The organism is Patescibacteria group bacterium (assembly GCA_041653535.1).
Lineage (GTDB): Bacteria > Patescibacteriota > Patescibacteriia > JACRDY01 > JACRDY01 > JBAZFH01.
On record JBAZFH010000001.1, the window covers coordinates 63,760 to 80,192 of the forward strand.

Annotated in this window: 13 protein-coding genes; 9 read left to right on the plus strand and 4 right to left on the minus strand. The window is 41.6% G+C overall.

The features are described 5' to 3' along the window. The first annotated feature begins 93 nt into the window (after positions 1–93). On the plus strand, positions 94–1,344 hold the full coding sequence (locus WC310_00325) for a hypothetical protein (protein MFA5358253.1): 1,251 nt from the start codon (positions 94–96) through the stop codon (positions 1,342–1,344). A gap of 436 nt (positions 1,345–1,780) precedes the next feature. On the opposite strand, the gene WC310_00330 is transcribed toward WC310_00325, so the two are convergent. Together WC310_00330 and WC310_00335 are read right to left on the minus strand one after the other, a co-directional pair. After that, entirely contained in the window at positions 1,781–2,014 is a 234-nt protein-coding gene (locus tag WC310_00330; GenBank protein MFA5358254.1) for a hypothetical protein, read from the minus strand. A gap of 16 nt (positions 2,015–2,030) precedes the next feature. Next, complete coding sequence (locus tag WC310_00335; protein ID MFA5358255.1) at positions 2,031–3,173, minus strand: hypothetical protein; 1,143 nt, start codon at positions 3,171–3,173, stop codon at positions 2,031–2,033. 222 nt (positions 3,174–3,395) lie between these two features. Between WC310_00335 and WC310_00340 the strand changes: the two genes are divergently transcribed. From WC310_00340 to WC310_00360, 5 genes are all read left to right on the plus strand, one after another. Further along, entirely contained in the window at positions 3,396–5,969 is a 2,574-nt protein-coding gene (locus WC310_00340; protein MFA5358256.1) for a valine--tRNA ligase, read from the plus strand. A 172-nt stretch (positions 5,970–6,141) separates the two neighbouring features. After that, the gene (gene tyrS, locus WC310_00345) at positions 6,142–7,362 is read left to right on the plus strand and encodes a tyrosine--tRNA ligase (GenBank protein MFA5358257.1); all 1,221 of its coding nucleotides are present in this window, start codon (positions 6,142–6,144) and stop codon (positions 7,360–7,362) included. A gap of 7 nt (positions 7,363–7,369) precedes the next feature. Then, a complete protein-coding gene (argS, locus tag WC310_00350) occupies positions 7,370–9,067 on the plus strand; it encodes an arginine--tRNA ligase (protein MFA5358258.1) in 1,698 nt (565 codons plus the stop codon). A gap of 36 nt (positions 9,068–9,103) precedes the next feature. Continuing rightward, positions 9,104–9,667, plus strand: coding sequence for a DUF333 domain-containing protein (locus WC310_00355; GenBank protein MFA5358259.1), 564 nt, complete (start codon positions 9,104–9,106; stop codon positions 9,665–9,667). 7 nt (positions 9,668–9,674) lie between these two features. Then, entirely contained in the window at positions 9,675–9,893 is a 219-nt protein-coding gene (locus WC310_00360; GenBank protein MFA5358260.1) for a hypothetical protein, read from the plus strand. Positions 9,894–10,277: 384 nt separating this feature from the next. Here the strand turns inward: WC310_00360 and WC310_00365 are convergent, their stop codons facing one another. Together WC310_00365 and WC310_00370 are read right to left on the minus strand one after the other, a co-directional pair. Beyond that, positions 10,278–11,057: an SIMPL domain-containing protein gene (locus WC310_00365; protein MFA5358261.1), complete on the minus strand. Its 780-nt coding sequence runs from the start codon at positions 11,055–11,057 to the stop codon at positions 10,278–10,280. A 94-nt stretch (positions 11,058–11,151) separates the two neighbouring features. Continuing rightward, positions 11,152–11,565, minus strand: coding sequence for a hypothetical protein (locus tag WC310_00370; GenBank protein ID MFA5358262.1), 414 nt, complete (start codon positions 11,563–11,565; stop codon positions 11,152–11,154). Positions 11,566–11,796: 231 nt separating this feature from the next. On the opposite strand from WC310_00370, the gene WC310_00375 reads away from it, so the two are divergent. The 3 genes from WC310_00375 to WC310_00385 all read left to right on the plus strand — a co-directional run bounded on the left by WC310_00375 (position 11,797) and on the right by WC310_00385 (position 16,389). Continuing rightward, positions 11,797–13,716: a KUP/HAK/KT family potassium transporter gene (locus WC310_00375; GenBank protein MFA5358263.1), complete on the plus strand. Its 1,920-nt coding sequence runs from the start codon at positions 11,797–11,799 to the stop codon at positions 13,714–13,716. A gap of 336 nt (positions 13,717–14,052) precedes the next feature. Then, positions 14,053–14,190 (plus strand): hypothetical protein, encoded by a 138-nt coding sequence (locus WC310_00380; GenBank protein MFA5358264.1) that lies wholly within the window; start codon positions 14,053–14,055, stop codon positions 14,188–14,190. 60 nt (positions 14,191–14,250) lie between these two features. Further along, positions 14,251–16,389 carry an ATP-binding protein gene (locus WC310_00385; protein ID MFA5358265.1) on the plus strand — a complete coding sequence of 713 codons (2,139 nt, stop codon included), beginning with the start codon at positions 14,251–14,253 and terminating at the stop codon, positions 16,387–16,389. Positions 16,390–16,433 lie beyond the last annotated feature (44 nt).

A 16,433-nucleotide genomic window follows, 5' to 3' on the forward strand; every position in this document is an offset into this window, starting at 1 on the left:
GGTAAGAAAAAAAGCTGTTAAATTACAAATTCGAGGCTTTTTGAAAAACAACAAAGCGAAAAAAAATACAGGAGGCTATACAGGAGGCTATAAATGAGAGGTGCTAACGCTGCGGTACATATCCATGACGTTGTTGCGTCTTACCCTCTGCAAACAGTGCCGGGGCTAGGACGCTACGCTTGGCGATCACTACTTCTCAAAGGAGCAAAGGTTGTCGGGCGTCATCCCAGTTTGAACGACTATCTTGCTTTTCTTAAGGAGGTGAAGGTTGGTAATGGCGGGGAAGTACTAACTGCTTATGACGATCATCTTTACGACGTTGTTTTGGGCGATCGTAACTTACAGCGCGAGATTGATCGTTTGCTGTGCGTTGAAGATCGAACACTGCGACTATTTGCCATCACCGAAAATGATGAAAAATTTTTGCGGTTGACCGGTTGGCAGAAAAAATCCGAGGTTTTTGCTCCGCCGCTACAGCTTTCGCTACGGGCAAATGACAAGGCATTTTTACGCCGGCTGGCGGTAGAAAAAGGAATCGGAAATATTTTTCCGCCCTTTGTTATCGTTGCAACAGTTGACGGTCTGGCCCGAGCGGTGGAGAGGATGTCTCGTGTCAATGACAGTGACTTTATCGTGGTCAAAGCAACCAATCTGGCCAGCGGTGAAGGCATGACTTTCACCAGTGAAAGAGAAAAGGCGATTGCCTTTGGTCGCAAGCTTTTTGCCAATGGTCAAAAAGAGGTGATTGTCGAAGCCGGCTACGACTCTGACAGTTATAGTATGCAATGGGAGCTGCGCCCACGCGATTTTCGCTTTCTCGGTGCGTCAGCTCAAATCATGAGTCATCACGGTAAAGTGCATGAAGGTAATATCGTGTCTTCGTCTTTACGGCAACTACCCGGTATTACCGAAAGAGAAATTGCTCGGATGCAGGGTCGCGCTTATCCACTGATCGATTGGTTTTGGCGGCAAGGACACCGCGGTATCTTTGGAATTGATTTTATCAAAACCAAGAAAGAACGTCGGCATCGTTTGCTACTGCTGGAATCCAATGCTCGTGTCACTGCCAGTACTTATCCTTTTTCGGTCGGTCGACAGCTTGCCGATCGCGGCATCGTTGAATACGGTATTGCCGCGCGAAATTGCTATCCATCAAGTCAGATGAATTGGGATGGACTGGTGAAGTTTTTGGGTAGCGATATTTTCGACGGAGAGAAAGGGATCTTACCTTATATTCCTAACTGTTTGCCGGAAAAAGTCGGGCTGATGGCGATCGCACCAGACGCTCCGGCTGCCGAAGATATGCTGGCGCACTACCACTGGGCGCTAGCACGTAATACGTAAACAATAAGTCAGAACCCCCGTTCGTCTAGGCGAATGGGGGTTTTAAAATTGCTCCCTTCTGTGTGCGGTGAAGGCGTTTGTTAATAAGTTCTTGGATAATGAAACGAACACCTTTATTTTACTATTAGTTTTTTGCCCTCATGCCGGGCCGGCAGATACTTTCTGCAAACAGAAAGTATCCAAAGATTTTCGGGGGTGGCATAAACCCGAGTTTATAGCACCTTAAGGTTTTCTTACCCCGCCTCAACCCATTCCGCTCGCCCCGCCAAGGCGGGGCTCGACTCTCAGGGTTTCGGCTCGGGGCAATGCCACCCCCGAACCCCCGTAATTTTAGTATTTTAATATTTTTTTAAAACACCTGCCCTCGCGCAGATTTGTCGTCCTTAATTTTTCGATTTAAAAAACCGTCCTACTGTATAGCGGGACGGTTGGTTTTCTAGGTGATGCTGGCGACGTCTTTGTTTGTGAGAAAAACTACGTCGGCAAAGCCCTTTTTGATAAGAATGCCGCCGGGCACAATGGCGGGCGTTCTGCTGCCGTCCGGCGCGGTCGCTATTTGCGCTTGCGATGCGATATGTCTTAAGATTTCTCCGGTGATCTTTTCGCCGTCAACTAGAGTAACGGTAACCAGGTTACTTCTGAGGAATATCGGACCGATGACATTTTTCACTTTTTGTCCTCCTTTATTAAAACTTTGGTTCGTAGCTTTGTTTGAATACAGAAACCACTTTTTCTTCGGCTAGAACCAGATCGTTACCGGCGATTTTGAACCGGACAAAGTTTTTGTCGCCAATCGGGATAAATTCGGTCAAAGCTTTTTGCAAGTCAGTAGAACCCAAGGATCTGGCAAAAACGCCAATATTCAAATTATCAAGGTGATAAAGCAAAATCGCTACATCGACATTTGGTACGGCGCTGAGCAGTTCATCGATGATATCGGGTAACGCGCTGCCGTCGGTTTTGGTATCGGCAAAATCTTGTTCGCTGATAGTAGCGGTAATCAGTTTGCCGCCGTAGTGCTCTTTGAGTTTGGTTAGTGTTTGTCCCCATAGTTTGAGCGTGGCAACATCACGACTATAATAAAGGTTTTTCACTATTTCTTCGCGGCGCGCTTCGTTTTTGATCAAGTCGCTGGAAATTTGCAAAGTATAAGGATTAATCATTCCCGCTTTGAAACTTTTGGTTTTATCAATAATGCCGGTCAGCAGGCAGGTGTTTACATCCGGGCTGAAAAGTTTTTCATTCCAGGATTTAATCAGGTTATAAAGCACGCCGCAGGTCGATGATGATGTCATATCTATAAAATTGATTTGACCGTATTGTTCGTTCGCCGGAGAATAATCGATATTCAAAATTGGTCGGCGAAAGAAAAATTCCCTGTTTTTGGAAAACACGTCGCCAAGCGATTCCAGATCGGGAGTGTCAATGATGATAATTTGGTCGTAACGCCAGTCGGAAATACTCGCTCGTACATCCTGTGGCCCGAAAAACTCATTTTGCGGAGAAAGAAATATTTTTAGCTGTTCGCCGTCTGTATCATAGTGAAACTCGTCTTGTTTTATTTTGTTTTTATCAATACTGATAATCATCCGGCGAAGAGTTTCCAGGGTCGGTTTGACATTTTCATTTCCAGGCAAAAATTTGTATCCTTTGGGTAAAATAAAACCATCACAAACCACATCGGGGAGTTTGCCCATTTTTTGCAGGATCAGATTTAGAGCTAGCGCGCCAGCCAAAGCGTCGCCAGAAAAATGTTTACGGAAAACAATTAACGGTTTGTTCGTTTTGACTAGTGCGGCAATAGCCTGCTGTTCGATAGTTAGACCCATGGGAGATAATTACGAATTAATAATTACGAATTAATAATAAGGTTAATGTGGTTAGCTTTTCATTATATAGAAGTGGCAAGATAAGGTCAAGGGTGGTGATTGTTAAGATTAAAAAAGGCAGAACTGTAAAGTCCGAGTATCCAGCCATTGAAAAGCGTCGTTAATATTGGTAAGATAGGATAAGCAGTTATTTATCTAAAATTCCGCTTATTTTTTTATATTATGGATAAAGCCTATGAAGCCAAACAGGTTGAAGATAAGATTTACCAGATTTGGGAAGAGTCGGGTTTTTTTAATCCCGACAATTTAAAGGGTAAAGATAAATATTGTAATGTTTTGCCACCACCTAATGCCAATGGCGAACTGCATATTGGTCACGCTTCAGGCTATGTAGTGATGGATTTTTTTGGTCGCTACCAGAGAATGCTCGGTAAAAAGGTTTTGCTTTTACCGGGAAAAGATCACGCCGGCATTCAGACGCAGGTGGTTTATGAGAAAAAGCTGAAAAAAGAGCAGGGAAAAACTCGTTATGATTTGGGTCGGGAAGAGTTTTATAAAGGGTGTTATGAGTTTTGTCTGGATCGGGCAAACTATATGCGCAACCAAGAAAGAAGGATTGGTTTGTCTGCTGACTGGTCGCGTGAGAAATTTACGCTTGATCCCGATCTGATCAAAACTGTTTCGGAAACTTTTGTTGAAATGTCGGAAGAAGGCTTGATTTATCGCGGGCCGAGGATTATTAGTTGGTGTCCACGATGTTTTACTGCTTTGTCCGACATAGAGGTGGAGTACGAAGAGCAAGATGGCAAGCTCTATACTTTCAAGTATGATGCCGATTTTCCGTTTACTATTTCTACGACACGACCGGAGACTAAACTGGGCGATACGGCGGTGGCAGTTAATCCCAAAGATGAACGTTATCAAAAATATATCGGACAGACGATCTCGGTCAATTTTTTGGGCGTGCCATTAAAACTAAAGATAATCGCTGACGATGGCGTTGACATGAACTTTGGTACCGGTGCGCTTGGCGTAACGCCGGCGCATTCAATGGTTGATTATGAAATGGCGCAGAAGCATGATCTGGAAATTATTAGAGTGATTGATCAACAAGGAAAAATTATCGTGGGTAATGATAATTTTAAGGCTTTTAAAGATTTAACAGCGCTGGAAGCTCGTGAAAAGGTTGTTGCCGACTTACGGCAGGCTGGTTTATTGATCAAGGAAGAAGAATATAAAAACAATCTATCAGTCTGCGAGCGCTGTAAAACATCGGTTGAGCAATTGATTTCTGAACAGTGGTTTGTTAATGTGGATGATTCTAAAAAGTCTTTGAAAAAAATGGCCAAGCGTGTGATCGAAAAAGGTGATATCAAAATTTATCCAGAGAAATTTAAAAAGACCATGCTTGATTGGATTGATAATGTTCATGATTGGTGTATTAGTCGACAGATTTGGTGGGGACCGCGCATTCCAGCTTGGTATCATCAGAGTAAGGGTCTAAAAGTTAGCCTGGATTCTCCCGGTGAAGGCTGGAAACAAGACGAAGATACTTTGGATACTTGGTTTTCTTCCGGTCAATGGGTTTACACCACGCTTGGTTATCCCAAAGGTAAAGATTTTAAAGATTTTTATCCTACCGACAGCATGATTATGGGACGAGATCTGATTTTTTTCTGGGCTTTTCGAATGATTATAATGAGTCTGTACAAAACCGGCAAAGCGCCTTTTAAAAATTTGTATTTCACCGGATTGATTCGCGACGAGCAGGGAAGGAAAATGAGCAAATCTAAAGGTAACGGTATTGAGCCTCTAGAAATGATTTCCAAATATGGTACGGACGCTGTACGGCTGTCTTTGGTTATTGGTTCTGCGCCGGGTAGTGATATGAACTTGGGTGAGGAAAAAATTGCCGGTTTTAGAAACTTTACCAACAAATTCTGGAATATCTCGAGATTTATCTTGATGATGATTGGTGAAGAAAAGATTGCCGACAAAACGCCCAAACCGAAAACTTTGGCGGATGCTTGGATTTTAAGCCGTTTGCAGCAAGTGATCGAGGTTGTTACTTTTAATATTGAAAAATTTAACTTATCTTTAGCCGGTGAGATTTTGCGAGACTTCACTTGGAATGAGTTAGCCGATTGGTATTTGGAGATTGCCAAAATCGAAGGCGAGAAAAAAGAAATTTTAGCTTATATCTTACGGACTGTTTTGAAGCTCTGGCATCCGCTAATGCCGTTTGTCACGGAAGAAGTTTGGTCCAAATTTAACGACGGGATGATTTTGGTAGCACCTTGGCCGAAAGCAGAGAAAAAGTTGGCTGACGAATCAGTTGGTAAAGATTTTTTGTTAGTACAAGAAGTCGTCAGCGTTATCCGCAACCTACGCTCAGAAAACAAAGTTGAACCGGGTAAAAAAATAAAAGCGGTTGTCAAAGCGGGGGACAACGCGGATTTGGTTTCCAGCCAGAAAGAAATTATCACTACCTTGGCGCGACTAAGCGAATTGGAATTTATTGAAAACGGTAAACCCGATAAATCTGCCGTAGCAGTGGTTGGCGGTGTGGAAGTATATTTGCCACTGGCCGATCTGCTCGATATCGATAAAGAAAAAGAAAGAATCGCCGGAGAAATAGAAATGACGAAAAAATATTGTGATAACGTCGGTGCTAAGCTATCTAACGATGATTTTGTCGCTCGCGCGCCGCAAGCAGTGGTGGATGGTGAAAAGAAAAAGTTAGAGCAAGCTAAAGAAAAACTGGAAAAACTAACCAAACAATGGGAAAGTTTGTAATAAAAGAAAATCCCCACCATGCGGCGGGGGTTGATGACGAGGGTTATTTGAAAGGTTTGCTGGAAACAGCTAAATAAAGGGCACTCAAAAAAACCAGCATGATTAAATTTTCCATTATTTACCTTCCCTTCATTTGTTTTGAAAGCGTAATATACAAAATAATATACACTATATGACAAAGAAAGTAAATACCGACCCAAAGTTAATCCATCATCTTTTGACGCGCGGCGTGGAAAACGTCTATCCTAGCGTCGATAACTTGGAAAAAGTTCTCAAATCCGGCAAGCGACTTCGTATCTATAATGGTATTGATCCTACCGGACCAAATTTGCATTTGGGTCATGCGGTTGTACTCCGTAAGCTGCGCGAACTGCAAGATCTTGGGCATGAAGTGATTATGCTGATCGGCGACTTTACCGGTATGATTGGCGACCCGACTGACAAGTCAGCCACGCGAGTGAAATTGACTCGCAAACAGGTTTTAGTGAATTGCAAAAAGTATAAAAAACAGGCGAGCAAAATTTTGCGTTTTTCCGGAGCCAACGCCGTGAAGCTAATGTTCAACTCCAAATGGCTTAGCAAGCTCAAATTTGCCGACATCGTCGAGCTAGCCAGCGAATTTACCGTCCAACAAATGCTTGAACGCGATATGTTCGAAAAAAGAATAGAGGAGGGTAAACCCGTGCATCTTCACGAATTTTTGTATCCTTTGATGCAGGGTTACGACAGCGTGGCGCTGGACATTGATATTGAGGTTGGCGGTAATGATCAGACTTTCAACATGCTCGCCGGTAGAACTATGCAAAAAAATCGTGGTCGGGAAAAATTTGTTTTGACTACTAAGCTACTGTCTGATCCGACTGGCAAAAAAATGGGTAAGACCGAAGGTAATATGATTACGTTGACCGACAGTGCCACGGAGATGTGTGGCAAGGTAATGTCCTGGTCAGACGAGATGATTGTTGGTGGTTTTGAGATTTTAACCGATGTGCCGGACGAGGAAGTGGAAAAGGTAAAAAGAGGAATTGGTGAAGGGCATAATCCACGTGAATATAAAATGCAGCTAGCCAAAGAAATAGTAAGGCTCTATCACGGTGCTAGCGCGGCAGATAAGGCAGAAATTGAGTTTAATAAAATGTTTCGTGATAAAGAGGCGCCAGCTGATATGCCCGAAGTAGTTTTAGCCTCAGCAGAAGCCAGTATCAACGCTGTTGATTTGTTTCTAAAAGCTGGTTTGGCTAGTAGTAAATCCGAAGCTAGAAGACTTGTCGAACAAGGTGGACTGTTTATTAATGACGTGGCAATCGCGTCAGCCGACGAAGTGATTGAGGTAAAAAACGGTAGCGTGCTAAAACGCGGCAAGCGACAATTTGCCAAGGTGATAATAAAATAAAGATACTATGGCAGTCAGGATCAGGCAGCAAATAAAAGACATTTTACGTCAATCAATTGGTGGTGATATTGATATTAGTTTAACCATTCCTCCAAAACTGGAAATGGGTGATTTTTCCTTTGCCCTTTTTGAATTAGCTAAAGAACAAAAGAAAAATCCGGTCGAATTGGCAGCGCAGCTCGCGGTAAAATTGATGCAAGATGTTGGTGACAAAAACTTGATCGTCGAAGTTCAGGCAGTCGGTCCGTATCTAAATATTTTTGTTGATAAAACCGCGGTAGTGGCAGAGGCGCTAAAAACGAAGGTAGCGCCAAAAAAAGGAAGAGGGAAGATAGCCCTTGACGTCTTTCAGGCCAATCCTCTCAAGATGTTTCATATTGGTCATCTGCTCAACGCGACTTTAGGCGATTCGTTGCGCCGCATTGTTGAATTTAATGGCTACAAAACGGCAACATATTCTTATTCTGGAGACGTTGGCGTGCACGTTGCCAAATGGTTGTGGTATTACAAAAATTTTTATAAAGGTAACGTGCCGAAAAAAGAATTTAACCGCTGGGCCGGTGAGGTTTACGCCGCGGCTTGTGCCAAAGCGGCAGAAAATTCCGATTACGAAAAAGAAATAAATGAAATCAATCGTCTGATTGATCGGCGTGATAAAAGTATTGTTTCACTTTGGAAAAAAATGACTCGCGCTAGCTACAAAGCGTCTTGGCAGATTGCCAAAATACTTGATTGCCGAGTCGATTATAGTTTCCCTGAAAGTATTTGCGAGGATCCTGGTAAGAAATTTGTTCAGGCTAAGATGAAGTCAGGATCGGTCAAAAAAGATCAAGGCGCTTGGGTAATAGATTTGCAGCAATACAAACTGGGTGTATTTATTTTGATTAAAACCGATGGTACGGCATTGTACCAGACAAAAGATTTAGGTTTAGCCCAGTTGCGACAGAAAAAAATTGGTAAGTATGACAAGTGTTTGTTTGTTGTTGGTGGTGAACAAGAATTTTATTTCCGTCAGCTTTTCAAAACCCTTGAAATATTGGGGCATCCCGATGCCGGAAAATGCGAACACGTGTCACACGGATTGGTTAGTCTTAAAGAGGGCAAGATGTCTTCGCGGTTAGGTAATGTCATTTCTTTCGATGAATTGCTTGATAGGGCGCAGGAAAAGATTTTAGAGGCAATAAATCTCAAAAATCCCGACTTGAAGAATAAAAACAAAGTGGCGCGAATCGTGGCGCTAGGCGCTCTCAAGTTTTCCATGTTGCATGCCGAGCGAACTCACAACGTGGTTTTTGACTGGGAACAGGCACTGTCTTTCGAGGGCAACTCCGGTCCGTACCTGCAATATTCTTACGCCAGAATTAGGGCGATTGAGAGAAAGTTTAAACGTGGTAAATCAAAGATTAGAGCTGGTAAAATAGATTATTCTTTGCTAGTCAATGTAGCCGAACTGCGGTTGATTAGGGTGGTGAGTCGTTTTGGTACGGCTGTTGAAAAATCTTTTGAGTCATACCAGCCATCAGTGATATCAAATTATTTGATCGAACTTGCGTCTGAATTTAATCATTTTTATCATGAGTGCAAGGTGGTCGATCCGGAACACATGGCTTTGAGTTTCGTTCGGCTGGAATTGTTAAAAAAGGTAGCGGAAGTATTAAAGCAAGGATTGTATTTACTTGGTATTGACGTGGTAGAAGAAATGTAATTATTAAAATATTTTTAATAAATAAAAAAATGAATTATGAAAAAATATTCGATTTTTTTCATACTTGTCGTGGCCGTTTTGATTTTAGCTGGTTGCGGACCGCAGCCGTCGCTTGATATTGTAAAAGAAGGCGGTTTGTCGGTGGTCAATGAACCAGCTGACAGTCAAAATACCGGCATTGCTAATCCGGCTTCGGTTTACTGCGAAAACAACAATGGTAAACTAGAAATTCGTACGTCAACCGATGGTAGTCAAACCGGCTATTGTGTTTTTACTGGCGGTAAAGAATGTGAAGAGTGGGCTTTTATGAGAGGAGAATGCACGGAAGCTACGGCGAAATTTAAGCCGGAAGCAAAAAATATCGATGTAGAGATGCAAGGTTTCGTATTTAATCCATCAGTGGTAACTATTAGTGTTGGTGACACGGTAACCTGGAATAATCGGGACAAGGCTTATCATGATGTGGTAATTAAGGATTTGGTGACTTCCGAATCTTTTGGTCGCGACCAAAAGTGGAGCTATACCTTTACCAAGGTGGGTGAGTATGATTATATATGCAGTCTACACCCGGAAATGACTGGAAAAATAATAGTAAAATAAAAACACTATGTTAAAACAAATATTGTTTTATCCTGTCGTCGGAGCGCCGTTTTTTGTCGTAGTTGGTATGCTGGGATTTATTTTTGTCCTAGCTGCCGCAGTTGTTGCTATTTTGATTACCAAAGGGATTTACCGTTTGCCGATTTCATTGCACGTTTGGCTGGCGCGAATAGCAATACTGCTTGGAATTATTCATGGTTTAGGATATTTTGTAAAATACTTTTAAATAAATACTTCGGCTATTAAATTTGGCGCACGATTGTGCGCCTTTTTTATTGACTAGCTATATTAGTTAGCCCTCATGCCGGGCGGGCAGTTGCTTTCTGTAACCAGAAAGCAACCAAAGAGTTTTGGGGGCTACAGAAGCGCGATTGTCTTAGCACCTTATCGTCTCTAAACTCGCCTCGCCCCTTTCGTTCACTTACGTTCGACTCTTGGGGCTTCGGCTTTGGCGCAGCTTCCGCCCCCAAACCCCCATCTGTTTAGCATCTTTGTGTTTTTGAGAATAAAAAATATTTGGCATAAGTGTGTTTATAAAAATAAAAAAACCGTCTCGCTATAATTATCCTGTCGAGTGACGGGATAGTGGGACGGTTTTTTTTGATATATACTATTTTAATTTGTAGTTGACACTAGCTTCGATGATTAGTTCTTGGGTGCCAGTCGGAACGTTTGGCGAAACAGAATATCCGGCGCCGACGCCGCCTTTGCCATCGGCATAATAACTATTTGTTTCCGGACTATAAACAGTGTTTTCCCACCAGCCGACGACTTTGCCTAGTCGAGCGTGCAGTTCTTTGGCTATTGCTCCGGATTTGGTTTGAGCATCGGCAATCGCTTTGAGCCGCGCTTCTTGGCGCAAATCATTTATTTTGGAACTTTCAAAATAAACGCCGTTTACTTGGTTGGCGCCGGCGGTTGTCGCCGCCGCCAAAACTTTTGTTGTTAGTTCGGGATTGCTTTGGATATCTTTGATTTTAATAATCAGCATTTGGTTGGCGCTATAGCCGCCGACCTTGGAAACATTGTCGACATAATCGTATTGCGGATAAAGGGAATAGTTTTGAGTTTGGATATCTTGCATGGCAATGCCGGACGCGACTACGGCTTTGGTGATTTCGTTCATTTTGGCATTGAGTTGTTTAAGAGCAACGTCGGCTTGGGGCGCTTTGTCTGCCTGATAACCGAGGATTATTTTGGCGGTATCGGGTTGGTAAGCAACTTTTCCTTGACCAGTAACTGAAATTTGCCATTGATTATTGTTAACAATTCGGTCGCGGACTAAGGCGACGATGACGATTGCGGTCAGGGCCATGACGACTAAAACCAAAATAATGGTTTTTGGTTTGCGCCAGTCGTGATCGCAACAAGAGGTGTTGTTGTCGTTCATATGTTTTTTTATTTTTTATCTTAGTTTGGTTATTATAGCAAAAAAGCGCAAGAATGGAAAAACCGCCCTTTTTTTGCAGGGCGGCTTCGTGATTTTACCAGGGCATAGCTTGCTTTTTAATGGCAAGCAGTTGCTCCGGCGTGGTTTTGATTTTAACCATTAACTTGCGATCGGTGATGGCTGCGGCAAGACAGCGTTTGAGCAAATGGATGTTTAGTCCCGGGTATGATCTTGTTGGTACCCGGCTATTGCCAGGCAACTGAAAGGTCGCGCCGCCAACCAATACTGGTTCGCGATGGAGAAGATCGTTATGTTCGTTTTGCAAAAAAATTGCTTCGACCGCAGTTGGTTGTTCTGACAAAAGAAACGCTTCAGCGCGGGAGCATAGCGGCAGCCTACCGCCGTTTTGAGCGATTTCGCGCAAAGCGCGCTCGTCGGCTAGCAGTGTTCTGCCGTTGATGTTTATCAGCCAGGCGTTTACTTCTTCGTCGGTTTTTAAAACTGACATTAAACCTCTCCTTTGGTTGTTAACCAATCTTGTTGATGAGCGCAATTATAGCATTGTAAAAAGTTTGTGTCAATTACGCTGGTAGCTGGTAGTTAGTAGGTAGTAGTTGGGGTAAAAAAAGAAGTAAATGGTTCCGTTGATCCCTAGATACCATTTGTCAACTACCATCTACTAACTACCAACACGTTGTCAATAATGTCACGATTTTGTATAATCATTGCGGAGTATTTTATGCAAAATGGAAAAAATAAAACCCTTTCTTTTGGCCTGATGGTGGGCGCTCTAGGTATTGTTTACGGAGATATCGGCACTTCGCCTTTATATGCGCTCAAAGAGGCCTTTTTTGGTATTTACCATTTAGAAAGGAATCCGGGAAACGTTTTGGGGCTGCTTTCGCTTTTCTTTTGGTCTTTAATGATTATAGTCACGATTAAATATATCGGATTGATTATGCGGGCGGACAATCATGGTGAAGGCGGAATTTTTGCGTTACTAGCTTTGATTCGTCAGGGTCGCGCAAAAAAATTTGTTTCCGCTGGTATTGGTGTGGCGATATTGATCGGTGCGGCACTGCTTTATAGTGACGGCGTGATTACTCCGGCGATTTCCGTTTTATCGGCAGTCGAGGGTTTAAATGTCGTTACTTCCAGTTTGACAGGATTCGTTGTTCCAATCACTGTTGTGATTTTAATCGGTTTATTTTCCATCCAAAGAAGGGGTAGCGGTAAGGTAGGCAGTTTGTTTGGACCGATTATGATTATTTGGTTTTTGGTTTTAGCAGTCTTGGGATTGCCTCAAATTTTTTTGCACCCCGAAGTGCTCGGCGCACTGTCGCCGCTCCCGGCGATTAATTTTATTTTTATGTACGGTTGGAAAACGATGTTTTTTTTGGGGGCAGTGGTATTGTGCGTGACTGGTGCCGAGGCTTTATATGCTGATATGGGACACTTTGGTCGCCGGTCGATTACCGCTGTGTGGCTTACTCTAGTTTATCCGGCTCTGGTTATTAACTATTTTGGTCAAGGAGCCAGACTGCTTTCCGCCGGTGAAATTCCCAACGAACATTTATTTTATTCTTTGGCTCCATCATGGGCATTAATTCCTTTAGTGATTTTATCGACGATGGCGACAATTATCGCCAGCCAGGCATTAATTTCCGGCGCTTTTTCTCTGACTAGTCAAGCAACAGCGTTGGGTGTACTTCCGCGATTGAAGACAATACACACTAACGCTAAAGTAGAAGGACAGATTTATATGCCTTTTGTCAATCTGACTCTTTTGGTTGGATGTATTTTTCTTGTTATAAACTTCAAAACTTCTGGCGCGCTTGCCGCTGCTTACGGAGTCGCTGTTACGGGTGCCATGGTGGTCACTACCGCCGCTTTTTATTTATTAGCACGCCATCAATGGCATTGGCCCATTTATATCGTCGGTCCGATCGGGCTAGTTTTATTAATTATTGATATAACATTTTTTGCCGCCAATCTTTTAAAAATTACTAAAGGTGGATATATTCCTTTAGTGATTGCTGTTTGTTTATTTTTTATTATGCATGCTTGGCAATGGGGAAGAAAAAGAGTTACGCACGCTTATGCCGAATTGCCGGGGTTGACTGTTAATGAGTTAATCGAAGCAAAGCAAAACAATAAAGAACATTTATTGCATCGTTCGGTGGTGGTTATGGCATCGCGACCGATATTTGATAAAAGCGACAGGATTCCAGTAGCGTTAGACTCTTTTTGTCATAAATGGGGATCAGCTATACCTAAACACGTTATTTTGTTTAATGTTTCCTTTGTTAACAAACCTAGGGTTTCCAGGACTGATCGCTACAAAATTACTATACTGCACGAAGATCCTGAGATTGGAACAGTATCTTTTGTTCAGGTATTTTATGGTTATATGCAAACTCCTTTTATTAGGGATGTTTTGGAGGAACTAAAAGAAAAAAAGAAAATTCATATTCCAGCCGATCCGTCCAAATGGTTGGTGTTGGTCGGTGCTGAACGTTTTACCAGCCGACCTCGCCGATTACTTGATCGTATTAGACTGGCAGTGTTTCGTTCAATAATGATGGTGTCAAAACCGGTTACCAGTTATTTAGGACTGGGCTCTGATCCGCAGGTAGCGATCGAGACGGTGAATATTTAGTAGCTGGTAGGTGGTAGCTAGTAGTTGGGGATTAAAAAAAGCGTTCGAACTTGGAATGTTCCAAGTTGGGGCCAAACTGACTGTACCCGCCGTAGGCGAGATACACGTCAAGAAATGGCTGGGCGTTGCGTTTTTTTATGGGTGATTCTTACGCCCCTATTTGGATCGATGATGTCTATATGGCAAGAATCGAGCCCAAAGACTTGCTGGCTCATTACTCCTAGAAGTCCAAGACTTTTGGGGGTTTATTTTTTCGTCGGGCGGGGGAGAAAAAGTTTAGAAATATTTTAGAATTGATTGTGTATGATATGTAAGCTTAAGAAATAAAATAAAAACATGACAATTAAAACAAAATTTATTTTACTTGTATTGGTGTTTCTGGCCATTTTGGGCGTAGTGGGTATTATTTGGTTTTTTAAAGTAGAATTAAATCGTGAGACGGTATCAATGCTTTTGGGGTATTTGGATTTTTGAAAAATACCAGTTGACTAAAAAGTATTTATATAGCAAAGTGGAGAGGGAAGGATATAGTATATGGATTTTATAAACATTTCATTGTTTGTTTCCCTAAGTATCTACGCCATACTTTTTTTGCTTGTTTTTTTAAAAAAAGAAAGGAACGCCAGCCACTATATTTATGCTTGGCTTATAGCTACCTTGTTTTTTTGGACAGCAGCGATGATCGTTTACCGCTTTGTCTCTTTAGATCAAAGTTTATTTTGGTGTCGCATTTTATATATAGCCGCTTCTTTTATTCCCAGTGCTTTTGTATATTTTGTTTATATTTTTCCACAAAAAGATAAACCATCTCGACATTTTGTTTGGTTGCTCTCTAGTTTAAACGTCGTTATTATAATTTTGAGTATTATCCCGGGAGTGATTATTGAAAAAGTTATATCCGGGACTACAGAAAAAGAAATTATCTGGGGTTCTTTTTATTTTATTTATGTTATTTATATAGCGGGGTTGTTTTGTTTGGGATTGTCGTTACTTTATAAAAAAATAAAAAAACAAACCGGAGTGATAAAAAGACAATCGCAATATATTTTTTATGGATCGCTTTTATCTTCTTTGGTCGCCATGTTTACTAATCTATTAATGCTTTGGTGGGGTGATTTTAGATTTAACTGGTTTGGACAAGATGCTTCTTTAATATTAGCAATAGCCACTGCTTATGCGATATTGAAATACCGTTTTTTGGACATTAAAATATTTATCCGCAAATGGGTTTTTTATTTGTTTTTGGCCGCAGTAATAATGGGTGTTTATACTTTCTCATCGTATATTTTGAAATTTTTGGACACCTCTAGTGCGGTTATTCAATACGGTGCTGTGGGAGCCGCCACTGTTTTGATCAGCGTTTTTCTTTTTCCTCGTATTGAAAGATTCTTTAATAAAAATAAATTATTTTTTAAAGATCAATACGATCATTCTGACGCTTTGCGGGATGCTAGTAGCGCTATCAGTTCGACCATAGATTTTGGCAGTTTGACTACCAGAATTTTTACAGTTTTCAAAAAGATATTTCAAATCGATCAGATGGCTTTTATTCTTTATGGCAGTAACGGTGACGGAGAAAAAATTATCGGTTTAAAGTCTTTTGGTTTTATTTTTGATGTTGATGGGGTAGTGAAAAAATCCCAGGAAAAGATTTTTGGATTTTTCGCTAGAAATAAAGAGTTAGTTTTGTTGCAGGAGCTGCCGCAAAGAATCATCGAGTCGCCGCTTAATAGTGACGAACACGCCGCTTTGATCAAAGTAATGGAATTTTTGCGAGGAGTGCAGGCAGAGGTGGTCGCGCCGATTTGTTATAAAAATAAATTAACGGCCATTTTAGCTCTGGGTGGTAAAGAAAAAAAAGAAATATATAGCAGCCAGGACATTCAATTTTTAGAAACTTTGGTGCATCAGCTGGCAGTGGCGCTGGAAAATATCCGTTCTTACCAGAAAATAAAAAATTACTCGGCTGATTTGCGTCGCGAAGTTGAAAGCGCAACTAAAGAACTGAAAGAGTTAAATCAACGTCAGTCGCGTTTTTTAGCTGACATTGCTCATGAATTACAATCGCCAGTCGCAATATTAAAAGGTAATATTAGTTTAATGGACTCCGAGGGATGTACTCCTCAATCAATAAGCAGCTCTGCTCAATCAGCCGATCGTTTGTCTCGACTGATTAACAATCTTTTATTTTTAGCGCGATCTGATTTTGGTAAGCTAAAAATAGAAAAAGAAAATTTTGAGTTTGGTCGGTTGATAAACGAAGTTTACGCAGCGACACAAATTTTTTCTGAACAAAAAAATGTTAATTATATTTTACAAAATATTAAAGACACGGAATTTTTTGCCGATAGGGAAAAGCTCAAAAGCGTTTTTCTTAATATTTTAAGCAACGCCTTCAAGCATGTTAACGAAGGCGGCACGGTATCTGTTATTGTGAAGAAACGTCTTAACAAAATAAGGGTAACGATTTTTAATTCCGGGCCAGGAATTTCAGACGCCGACTTACCGCATATTTTTGAACGCTTTTATCGTCGAGAAGACGGGGGGGATAAGGGAAAAAGCGGTACTGGTCTCGGGCTTTCTATCGCCAAGACGATAGTTGATGAGCATGGTGGAAGGATTTGGGCAAAAAACAGCAGCAATGATGGTGTAATATTTGGTGTTGAATTATAATTTTTTTATTATATTTTTTTACAAGAAATACCGTATGAAAAAAA